Source organism: Myxococcus vastator (assembly GCF_010894475.1).
Taxonomy (GTDB): Bacteria; Myxococcota; Myxococcia; order Myxococcales; family Myxococcaceae; genus Myxococcus; species Myxococcus vastator.
The window spans coordinates 1-10,744 of sequence record NZ_JAAIYB010000297.1; the positions used below are offsets into that span (position 1 = coordinate 1).

Annotated in this window: 9 protein-coding genes and 1 pseudogene; 6 read left to right on the plus strand and 4 right to left on the minus strand. The window is 70.7% G+C overall.

From position 1 onward, the window contains the following. Positions 1 to 895 (plus strand): annotated as a pseudogene (locus tag G4D87_RS25250) (DUF3943 domain-containing protein); the annotation flags it as partial. 49 nt (positions 896 to 944) lie between these two features. On the opposite strand, the gene G4D87_RS25255 reads toward G4D87_RS25250, so the two are convergent. Both G4D87_RS25255 and G4D87_RS25260 read right to left on the minus strand, forming a co-directional pair. Then, positions 945 to 1,622 (minus strand): hypothetical protein, encoded by a 678-nt coding sequence (locus tag G4D87_RS25255; RefSeq protein WP_163784776.1) that lies wholly within the window; start codon positions 1,620 to 1,622, stop codon positions 945 to 947. 89 nt (positions 1,623 to 1,711) lie between these two features. Next, on the minus strand, positions 1,712 to 2,308 hold the full coding sequence (locus G4D87_RS25260) for a hypothetical protein (RefSeq protein WP_371928592.1): 597 nt from the start codon (positions 2,306 to 2,308) through the stop codon (positions 1,712 to 1,714). A gap of 197 nt (positions 2,309 to 2,505) precedes the next feature. On the opposite strand from G4D87_RS25260, the gene G4D87_RS25265 reads away from it, so the two are divergent. Beyond that, complete coding sequence (locus G4D87_RS25265; protein WP_240358590.1) at positions 2,506 to 3,789, plus strand: sialidase family protein; 1,284 nt, start codon at positions 2,506 to 2,508, stop codon at positions 3,787 to 3,789. A gap of 7 nt (positions 3,790 to 3,796) precedes the next feature. On the opposite strand, the gene G4D87_RS25270 is transcribed toward G4D87_RS25265, so the two are convergent. Both G4D87_RS25270 and G4D87_RS25275 read right to left on the minus strand, forming a co-directional pair. Further along, entirely contained in the window at positions 3,797 to 5,512 is a 1,716-nt protein-coding gene (locus G4D87_RS25270) for a phosphatidylinositol-specific phospholipase C (RefSeq protein WP_240358591.1), read from the minus strand. 108 nt (positions 5,513 to 5,620) lie between these two features. Then, a complete protein-coding gene (locus tag G4D87_RS25275; RefSeq protein ID WP_163784779.1) occupies positions 5,621 to 5,890 on the minus strand; it encodes a hypothetical protein in 270 nt (89 codons plus the stop codon). A 278-nt stretch (positions 5,891 to 6,168) separates the two neighbouring features. On the opposite strand from G4D87_RS25275, the gene G4D87_RS25280 reads away from it, so the two are divergent. The 4 genes from G4D87_RS25280 to G4D87_RS25295 form a co-directional block, all read left to right on the plus strand. Next, positions 6,169 to 6,651: a tetratricopeptide repeat protein gene (locus G4D87_RS25280; protein ID WP_163784780.1), complete on the plus strand. Its 483-nt coding sequence runs from the start codon at positions 6,169 to 6,171 to the stop codon at positions 6,649 to 6,651. 152 nt (positions 6,652 to 6,803) lie between these two features. Continuing rightward, positions 6,804 to 7,889 (plus strand): 6-phosphofructokinase, encoded by a 1,086-nt coding sequence (locus G4D87_RS25285; protein WP_176413177.1) that lies wholly within the window; start codon positions 6,804 to 6,806, stop codon positions 7,887 to 7,889. 18 nt (positions 7,890 to 7,907) lie between these two features. Beyond that, on the plus strand, positions 7,908 to 9,842 hold the full coding sequence (locus G4D87_RS25290; protein ID WP_163784783.1) for a serine/threonine-protein kinase: 1,935 nt from the start codon (positions 7,908 to 7,910) through the stop codon (positions 9,840 to 9,842). Continuing rightward, positions 9,839 to 10,744 (plus strand): hypothetical protein (locus G4D87_RS25295; RefSeq protein WP_163784785.1); only part of this gene is annotated, 906 nt, incomplete at its 3' end. The genes G4D87_RS25290 and G4D87_RS25295, both read left to right, overlap by 4 nt.

Below are 10,744 nucleotides of genomic sequence, written 5' to 3' on the forward strand. Positions count from 1 at the left end.
TGGGGAGGTCATCTACCGGCTGTCCTCCATGCTGCTGGACCCGCGCGCCACGGGGACCCGGCGCGTCGCCCGCGAGGTGAGCGCGGGGTTGCTCAATCCCGTCCGGGGCTTCAACCGCGTGGTGCGCGGGGAGGCCTGGCGCAGCGCCCCCACTCCGGAGGACTGGCAGCCGCCCGTGTTCGCCGCGCTGACGCGCACCGGCTACCTGAACATCGACGCGGGCCCGCCGCTGAACCAGTTCTTCGCGGAGCTGGACCTGCGCTACGGCGACGCCCTGCGCTTCCCGGTGGACGCGCCCTTCGACGCCTTCAACCTGGGCGTGCAGTTCACCACCGGCGAGAGCCGGCTCATCAGCCGCGCCGAGGTGAAGGGCGCGCTGGCGGTGCTCCCGCTGGAGAACGGCGGGAACGAGCGCGTGCTGCTCGGCGCCTTCCAGCACTTCGACTACAACGACACGCAGGCCTACGAGCTGGGTGGCCAGTCGATAGGCGCGGGGCTCCTGTACCGCTACCTGACGCGCGGTGGCCGTGAGCTGCGCCTGGCGCTGCACCTGCGCGGCGTGGTGCTCGCGGGCATCACCTCCGAGTACGCCGACGAGGTGGGCCGCGACTACGACTACGGCCCGGGCCTGGGCCTCCACCTCGAGCTGTCCTACGGGCGCTGGCCCTGGGAGTACCTCAAGCTGCACGCGGGCAGCACGTGGCTGCACTCGCTCAACGGCGCGGACGGCAACCACCTGGTCCATGAGGGCACCTTGCTGCTGGACGTGCCGTTGTTCGCCAACCTGGGCCTGGGCGCCAGCTTCACCTTCTTCGAGCGCAACAGCTTCTTCCGCGACTTCGATACCGTCTCACGCGGCATCCCGCAGGCCCGGGTGTTCCTCTCCGTGCACTGAGCCTCCACGCCGGCTCGAGTCCAGGGAGGCCCGCTCCGGTCGCGCACGGCTACGGCGTGGGGCCGCCCGCCGCGTGACGCAGCCGCCGCCGGCGCCACGCCGTGTACGAGACGACCAGCGCTCCCGCCAGGGTACCAGCCAGCGCGCCCAGCACGCGGCGTGGGACGAGGCCTCCCGCGCTCGGCGGCTCGTGGCGGAACGTCTCCAGCGAGGCCCGCACCCGCGGCTCCAGCGCCTGCCACCGCACCGCGGGCGCGCTGACCATCACCACCGCGTGCGCTCCCTCGGACGCCAGGCCCGCGACGAGCACCGTGCGGACCTGCCCCGCCTCGCGCAGCGTGCCCAGCACCTCCACGCGCGGTGACACCCCGCCCAGGCGCTCCACGCGCTCGGCGGAGAGCGAGAGCCCCAGCTCGCGCTGGGCGTGCTGCATCACCGCGGACGCGAACTCTTCCCGGTCGGAGGGGCTCGCGCTGAAGCCGCGCCCCACCACGGACACGAGCAGCGTGGCCGCGTCCGGACCCTCACCGTCGGTGAGCGCCGCTGACAGGGCCCGCGGCGCGTCCGGGTCCAACGCCACCGCGCCCACGCGCGAGCCGGCGTACGGCTCCCACCGCACCATGTGGAAGCCCTCCGGCGGGCGAAACGAATAGCCATCCCGGCGCAGCTCGGTTCCGAGCGCGCCCGGCAGCGTCAGCAGTCCGACGGCCAGGAAGGTGGCGTGCACCAACGCATCATAGCCGCCCCCCCACGCCCGCGCCCGCCCGGAGGGAGAAGCTGGCGCCGCGGTTCACGCGCGGAGCAGGCGCGGCGGGCTCACTCAATCGCGGCGATCCGGTACTCGCCCTCTTCCAGCACCAGCCGGACGGCGCGCCCGTCACCCAGCGGGAACACGGCCTCGCCCGCGCCGACGCGGACGTGCGTATTGAGTGCGAGCCGGGCACGCCGGAGACGCTCCCTCGCGAGGGGTTCTCGCTCGAAATCCTCGCGAAGGCGCTCCGGGGTGTAACGCGCGCGCAGGGGCCCGGCGAGCTGGCTCCAGGCGGACTTCCAATCACGAGCCTCCACCCTGTCGATGAAGTGACGAAGGGCGGCCCGAGGCACGTCCGCGGGCCGGGCCTCGACGACACGCCACCCCTGGGGAGACTGCGCGACCGTCAGGGAGGGCGCTCGCGCCTCGAGGTTCGCCGCGCCGGCCCGGACGTCCGCGGCCCTGGCGCCGCGAGCCCCCGCGTCCGAATAGCGCTCCAGGAACGCCACCTCCTCCTCGGGCCCACCCGTCGTCAGCGCGTACGCGTCCTCGACACGCCCCTCCTCGAGGGCGCGGGCATACGCCTCCGCGACGGACGCGGGCTCTCGCGGCGTGGTCGCACAGCCTGTCAGCAGGAGACAGAACGCCAGGGAACGGTTCATGCGCATCGCGGGGAGAATAATGCCTCCGCCGCCGCGCGCCATGGCCACGTTTGTTCGCCATTCCCAAGCGGACAGCGCCTCCGAGCAGTGACGCCGCACGCGGCTGGCGATTATTTCTCCGCGATAGATTCGGTGGGGAGACAGGGAACATGGCGAGCACGATGAGCCGATGTTTCAGGGGCGTGCTGTTCGGAGCCGTGCTGCTCTCCTGGAGCGCGGCGGCGCGGGAAGCCCCGGCGCGACTCCAGGAGTCCTTCGGTCCGGTGCTGAATCTGAGCGGGACGCCCACCTTCAACTTCGAATTCCAGACAGCCGTCTCCGACAGCAACGTCTACATCGTCTGGAGTGACACCTCATCCCTGGACGTCACCCAGGTCTACCTGCGCAGGAGCTCGGACCAGGGAAAGCGCTTCGAGCCGCCCCTGAGGTTGAGCAACAACACCGGGCCCGCCTACCTCCCCACCGTGGTCGCGGAGGGAAAGAAGGTCTACGTCGCCTGGCGCGAACAGGGCATCCAGCTCCGCGTGAGCCACGACAACGGGAGGAACTTCGAGCCCGCGGTGACCCTGGCCGCGCACGGCGATTCGCCCCGGCTCGCGGCGGAGAACAGCGATGTGTACGTAACCTGGACCGTCCCCACGGGCATGCGGTCAGCGCTCCAGCACTTCCGGGCGAGTCACGACAAGGGGCTGACCTTCGGCCCCACGCTGGCGCTGGATGACCGTCCTGGCATCGGGGTGACGGAGCTGACCGCGTCCAACAATCGCGTCTACCTGGTGGGCGACGACATCGGCGCGGATGACCGGCCCGACGTGTACGTGAGGACCAGCCCCGACGAGGGGAAGGCCTTCGCACCGCGGCTCAACCTCAGCGCCGACCAGGGCCCGGGGCAGCCGTCACTGCTCGCCCGCATCGCCGTCAAGGACCAGAAGGTCCACGTCGTCTGGGAGGAATGCGACGACCTCTTCCCGGAGACCTGCGCCATTCTCTACCGCCGCAGCACGGACCGGGGGGCGAGCTTTGGCCCCACCCACGCCATGAGCGGGAACCCAGGGTACGCGTTCGCGCCGGACCTTGAAATCTCGGGTCAGCACGTCTTCGTGGCGTGGCAGGACGACAGCCCCGGCAACTTCGACATCCTCCTGCGCACCAGCGACGACCACGGCGCCACGTTCTCCGCGCCACGCAACCTGAGCCACTCCTCGGGATACTCCGGCGCCGTGAGCCTCTCCGCGGCCCAGTCGCACCTGCGCGTCGCGTGGGAGGACACCACCGCCGGCTCGGTCGACATCTTCTACCGGGCCAGCGGTGACCTGGGCGCTTCGTTCACGCCCGTGACGAACCTGAGCAACACGCCGACGCGCTCCTCAGCGCCACAGGTCTTCGCCTCCAGCGGCGGCTCACATGGCTACCTGGCCTGGCTGGAAGACCTGTCCAACGAAAACACCGACGTGTTCTTCCGCCGCACCGAGGCGAGGTAGCCCGCGACTACCGCGAGCCCGTCCGGGTCATCGACACGGAGGACACCTTGTCGTGCCACGAGCCACCCGGCATCGCGTTGACGTCACTCACCGTCTGGGACGTGGTGAAGCAGCGGCCCGACAGGTTCGCGTGCTCGCACAGCGTCGCCTGGTACGGCCCCAACACGGTGACGGAGCTCAGCACGTCATTGAACCCCACGCCGCGCAGGTCGCCCACGCCGCCGCCGAGCCAGACGAGGTTGCCCTCGAAGCCCGAGTGCTCGTGGAGGTAGACACCCTCCGAGGCGGAGTGCCCCTGGACCGCGTACGTGTAGTCACCCGACGACAGGTGCGCGCCCCTGCCGTAGTCCGAGTACGCCCAGTTGCTCAGCCCACCCGGCGACTGCTTCACCAGCACGGACCAGCGCTGGAATGGGAACCGGGTGCTCAGGCGACCATGCAGCGTGAGCGCCCGGTTCGCCGCGTTCCCTGACAGGCCTCCGAGCTGCCCTCTCACGTAGTTGGACAGGAAGTCCCTGCCCACCACGCTCGTCACCGAGTGCGTCAGGTAGGCGATGTGGGTGTAATCATCCATGGCGTCGGACTGGTAGAAGTTCCCCTGGTGGTTGATCCACCCGCCCCAGGACTTCTTCAGCGCGGCGACGTGCCAGCTGCGTCCGGGCACGGCGTTGTGGACGAAGGTCCGGATGCCGTGCCACCGCTCCTCCGCGTTGCCGCCGATGGTGTGCGCGGTGTTCCTGAAGATGACGTTGAAGTCCTCCGGCAGCCACGTCGTCGACGACAAGAGGCGGAAGTTGAGGGCCAGGATGGCGTCAATCAAGCCCGCGCCCGGGAAGTCCATCATCAGGATGCCCGCGCGCTGGACGTGCCCCGCCACCAGGTGGTCGATGGCGAAGTCATTCACGCCGCGGATGCTCATCCCGTCTCCGCCCGCCACCGTGAAGGGATGCGCGAGCGCGGAGGCGCCGCTCAGGAAGTTGACGAACAGCGTGGACGGCGAGCCCGTGTTGGTGCGCCCCAGGTGCGCGCGGACCTTGTTCCACTTGTCGTCGATGTCGAAGAGGGTGGACACCGTCCAGTCGTCCTGGAGGTCCAGCCCTCCCCAGGGGATGCCGTAGGCGCCACCGCCAAAGCCATCCAGGATGACAATCCTCCCGCGGACCTCGCCCAGGGAGGGCACGTGGCTCCCGGTCCAGAGGTAGGGCCTGTAGGCCGGGTTGTTCCGGTACGCCTCGAACGTCGCGGCGAAGCTGCGCGTGACGTTCTCCTCGGTGTGCTCCTTCTTCACGCGCATCACCAGCGTCTCGCTGGGGTTCGCGTTCAGGAACTGGATGGCGGTCCGCAGCACATCATCGAAGTTGACGTGCAGGTAGACGACGCCGTGGTGGATGGTGAAGCTGTCAGCGATGTGCCGGCAGCGGATGTCCAGCGCGCGGATGCCCGCGTCGAGCTGACGGCGCAGGTCCAGGGACTGGGTCTGCGTCAAGGAGCCGCCGTAGGACTGATACGCCATCGTGTCATGCGTCCCCGGCAAGGACAGGGCGGCGAGGCTCGTCGAGTCGGGGACCCAGCTCATCCAGCTGGGATGGTGCGTCTCGATGCTGCCCGAATCGTTGTAGTAGCGCCCTCGCGCGGAGGCGGGGGAAGCGCTGGCGACGAGGCCCACGGCGAGCATCACCACCGCGTGACGGAGGCGGAGGAAGGGATGAGACGTGTCTGACATGAATGGCTTCCAGGAAAGAGTCGCGGCAACACAGACGCCGGGCAGGCCGCGGCCCGGCGTCTTCATTCCTGGCGATTCGAGTCGAACCGTCAGGCAATCAGCCTTCGCTCACTGCCGCGTCGCGGGGGCGTCCGCTTCCACGATGGGGCAGTTCATGACGCACTCATCGAAGCGCTGGAAGCAAAGCGAGAGGTTCCCTCCCGCGGTCATGCACTGCTCGAGCCGCAGGTCACACTTGGCGACACAGACATTGGGGTGAACCACGGCCGCCTCGACTTCGGCGGACGAGGCGTCCTCCAGGCCGCCGTCGACGCCACCACAGCCCGCCAGCATCCCCGTCGCCAACACCACGGCCATGACAATGGACTTCACCTGCATGACGCCTCCTTTTGAGACCTTTCCGGTATGGAAGGTATTCTCAGGATACAGGTTTCACCGTCTTGGCTCGAAGACGAAACAGGTCGCATCGGGCGCAATCCCTCACATTCCGGCTCGGCGGCGGAGCGCGGGCGCCGCCGGTGTCCCCGAAGCCGCGCCTGGGTGTCGGCCACCCCGACACAGCGTGTGGCCTCCCGGAAGCCGCGCCCTGTCGCGGCGGCGCCCTGCGTGTTCTTCGTTGTGACATCCCCGCGCGGCGCGGGTAACCTGCCGGGGAGATGAACCCCGCCGCCAGGGCCGACATGGAGTCACGTGCCGATCGCGCCCTGCGCCGCGGCGAGCTCACCGAAGCGCTCGACCTGTACGAGTCGCTCGCGCGTGCCTTTCCGCACGACGCGGCGCTCGCCCTCAAGCTCGCCAACGCGCGCGAGCTGCTCCAACCCGCGGAGTTGGCGGTGCTCGAGGCCGCCCGGGCCGAGGCCAGCATCCCCCTCCCCGTGGGCCCTTCCTCCCCCGTCCAGGAAGGCGAGCGCCTCTTCGCGCTGGGCGACTATGCGGGCGCCGCGGCCTGCTACCGGCGCGCGCTCCAGGAACGCCCGGACAGCGAGCTGCTCAAGGAGCGGCTGATCGAGATTTTTGGCCTCGCGAAGGCCATGCCCCTACAGTCACCGACAGATAGGGCGCTCCCCGACAAGCCCGAGCCCCGCCTCCAGGCCCTGCTGGACCGGGTGGCCTCGCGCCGCCGCTTGAAGCGGGACTGAGGAAAAGGCCCGTTTCCACTCGCGAATCCGCCCTGGCCGGTGATTCGCGCGTTGCACCCCCCGGGGGCCCCCCCTACAATCAGGTCCGACGTTTCTGTCATGGTGAAGCACCCTCCCTCTGACACCCGCGTCCGACCTGTATGCCCCGTCCCATGAGACTCGGAGTCCTGACCGGCGGTGGCGACTGCCCCGGCCTCAACGCGCTCATTCGCGGCCTCGTGAAGCGGGGCACGCACGAATTCGGCCACACGTTCGTGGGCATCGAAAACGGCTACATGGGGCTGGTGGAGCCAGGGCTCACCCACCCGCTCACCGAGGAGGACACCCGCGGCATCCTCCCCAAGGGCGGCACCATCCTGGGCACGTCCAACAAGGCCAACCCCTTCAGCTACGCGACCCGTGAGGACGGGCAGTGGGTGGAGCGGGACGTGTCCGACCAGGTCCTGCGCCGCTGCGAGGAGCTGGGCCTGGACGGGCTCATCGCCGTGGGCGGCGATGGGACGCTGTCCATCGCCCACCGGCTCGTGGAGAAGGGGCTCAAGGTCGTCGGCTGTCCGAAGACCATCGACAACGATTTGTCCGGGACGGATCAGACGTTCGGCTTCGACACCGCGCGGCTCATCGTCACCGAGGCGCTCGACCGACTGCACTCCACCGCCGAGGCCCATGACCGGGTGATGGTGGTGGAGATCATGGGCCGCCACGCCGGCTTCCTCACCCTGGAGAGCGGCATCGCCGGGGGCGCGGACGTCATCCTGATTCCGGAGATTCCGTACAGCGTGGAGGCCGTGGTGGAGAAGCTCCGCCGCCGCTCCACCCGCCGTCGCAGCTTCTCCATCATCGCCATCTCCGAAGGCGCGTTCCCCCAGGGCGGCGAGTTGGCCGTGCTGGACGCGGCGGAGGCCATCCCCGGCCGGGGCGTGGTGCGGCTCGGCGGCTCCGGCAAGGCGCTGGCGGACCTGCTGGCGCGACACATCGAAGCGGAGATTCGCGTGACGGTGCTGGGCCACCTCCAGCGCGGGGGCAGCCCCAGCGCGGCGGACCGGGTGCTGGCCACCCGCTACGGCTGCAAGGTGCTGGACCTGGTGAGCGCGGGCCAGTGGGACCACATGGTGGCCCTGCGCGCGGGCGAAATCATCGCGGTCCCGTTGAGCGAGTCGCGCAAGGAGCGCCGGGTGGATCCAGCGGGCGAGCTGGTGCGCTTCACCAAGAGCATGGGCATCAGCTTCGGGGACTGAGGGGACCGCCAACACGCCATGACGACGCTCGTCGGCCGCCATATCGGTCGCTACCGCATCCTCGAGCAGCTGGGCTCGGGGGGCATGAGCGTCGTGTACAAGGGGCTCGACACCGCCCTGGACCGTGAGGTCGCGGTGAAGGTGCTGCACCCGCACCTGGCCGGCAAGGACGAGTCCCGCCGGCGGCTGGCCCGCGAGGCCCGCGCGGTGGCCAAGCTGCACCACCCCAACATCCTGGAGGTCTTCGACTTCTCCGCCGCGGATGCCCAGGACGCGTTCATCGTCACCGAGTACATCCGCGGGCAGACGCTGAAGACGTTCATGGACCAGGGGCCCATGGACCCGCCGGAGCTGGCGGCCATGGTCATCCACGAGCTGGCCGCGGCGCTGGCGCACGCGCACGAGTCCGGCGTCATCCACCGCGACCTCAAGCCGGAGAACGTCATGGTGCGCGAGGACGGCGTCCTCAAGCTCATGGACTTCGGCATCGCGCGGCTGATGGACATTGAAGAGCGGATGACCGTCACCGGCACGCTGGTGGGCTCGCCGGCCCACATGGCTCCGGAGATCATCGAAGGCCTGGAGGCGGGCCCCGCAGCGGATGTCTTCAGCGTGGGCATCATGTTCTACGCGGCGATGACGGGACGGCTGCCCTTCAGCGCGTCCAACACCACCGCCACGCTCAAGCGCATCCTGGACGGGGACTACGAGGACGCGCGTCGACGCGTGCCCGCGCTGTCCGACGAGCTGGCGGACATCTGCGCCACCTGCCTCCAGCGTGAGCCGGAGCGGCGCTACCCCGACGCGGCCCGGCTGCGGGACGCCCTGGCGGACTACCTGGCCGGCCTGGGCTTCGCCCGCGTGGGCGAGGAGCTGGTGTCGTACTTCGCGGACCCGCCGTCATACCGGAAGCTGGCCCGTCAGCGCCTCGTCGCCACCCTGCTGGAGCGCAGCGAGCGGCTGCTCGCGGAGAAGCGCACCCCACGCGCCCTGGCCAGCCTCAACCAGGTGCTGGCGCTGGACGCCACCAACGCGCGGGCGCTGGCGCTCCTCAAAGGACTCCAGCGCGCCCAGCGCCTCAAGACGTGGCGCCGCCGGGGCCTGCGCCTGGGCGTGGGCGTGGCCGCCGCTGGGCTGCTGGGCCTGGGCGGCTGGCGGGCCCGCCACGCGAACGTCGCCGAAGCCACCCCGCCGCCCGACGCCACCACGCCCGGACAGGTCGCGGCCACGCCGCCTTCGGCCCCGCCTCCCGAGCCGCTCGCCCCCGTCGCGCCTCCCGACACGACTCCGGCCCCGAAGGAGAGCGCCGGGCGTCCGGCGCCAGGCACGGCGCAGCCGCCCCGCCCGGGGGGAGCGGCGCCGCGCGTGGTCAAGGACACGACGGCACCGGGAGGCCTGGCGCCGCGGACGGACGGCGCGCTGGCCGTGGGCGGCGCCGTGCGCGGCCTGGGCACACGCCCCGAGGACGAGGAGGCGCCGCGCAAGCCGCTGGTGCGCAAGCTGCCGGTGTCCATCCTGGTGCGCCCGTATGGCAGCATCCGCGTGGATGACGGCGCGGCCAGCGCCCAGCCGCTGCAGAAGCATGACGTGGAGGTGACGCCGGGCCGGCACACCGTCACCATCTCCTGCGACTACTGCGAGGACGTGGTGGACACCATCGACGTGCAGCCGGACGGTGAAAACGTCTTCCACCTGCGCGCCCAGCCCAAGACGTCCCGCCTGTCGGTGGACTTCGAGCCCGCGGGCGCGCTGGTGCGCGTGGGCGACCAGCTCCGCTCCGCGGAGGACAGCGTGAGGACGCCCTTCGAGGTCCGCTCTCCGCGAGGCCCGGCGGGCTTCCAGCACACCGTGGTGGTGGAGGTCTCCCACCCCGGCTACGTGCCGGAGCGCCGGGTGGTGCAGCTGCGGCCGGGCGAACCGACCACGCTGCGCGGGAGCCTCCGCCCAGAATGAGCCGCCGCCTCCCGCTCTTGCTCACGGCGCTGATGCTGTTCGCTCCGGCCGCCACGCTCGCCCAGGACGCCGGGGATCCGGAGGTCGCCGCGCTGCGCGCCAGCTTCGAGTACGGCAAGTACGCGGAGGTGATGGACCGCGCGGGCTCGCGCATCGACCGGGGCGGCCTGGCCGAGGACGACCTGGCGGAGCTGCACAAGCTCGCGGGCCTGGCGGCCTTCAACCTGGGCCGCACCGACGACGCCCGCCGTCACCTGCGCGCGCTGCTCCGGTTGGATCCAGACTTCAGCCTGGACCCCTTCGTCGTCCCGCCGCCCGCGGTGGCCTTCTTCGACACGCTCAAGGAGGACATGGACACGGAGCTGGACTTCCTGCGCCAGGAGCGGCGGCTGCGCCAGGAGCGCGAGAAGGCGGAGGCCGAGCGCCGCGAGCGCGAGCGCCTGGAGGCGGAGGTGCAGCGCCGCCGCGCCGAGGAGCTGGCGTCCCAGGTGACGGTGCGCACGGTGGAGAAGCGCAGCTTCCTGGTCAACTTCGTCCCCTTCGGCGCCGGCCAGTTCCAGCAGGGCCGCAACAGCCTGGGCATCGTCTTCGCCGCCACCGAAGGCGTGCTGGCGGTGACGAGCATCATCTCCTTCTTCGCCTACGAGGGGCTGTTCGAGGAGCGCACCATCGACTTGGACAACGTGCTGGACCCGGACGGCCGGGCCTCCGTCACGGTGCGCTACATCCCCACCAGCCGGGCCCAGCAGCGCGACGCGTGGCAGCTGCTCAAGCTGTCGTCGGCCGCGGGCTTCTACGCCATCTACGCCGTGGGCGTGGTGGACGCGCTGTTCCACCACGAGGACCAGGTGGTCCGCAGCACGGTGGAGCCTCGCGCCGCCCCCCCCACGGCGCCGTCCTCC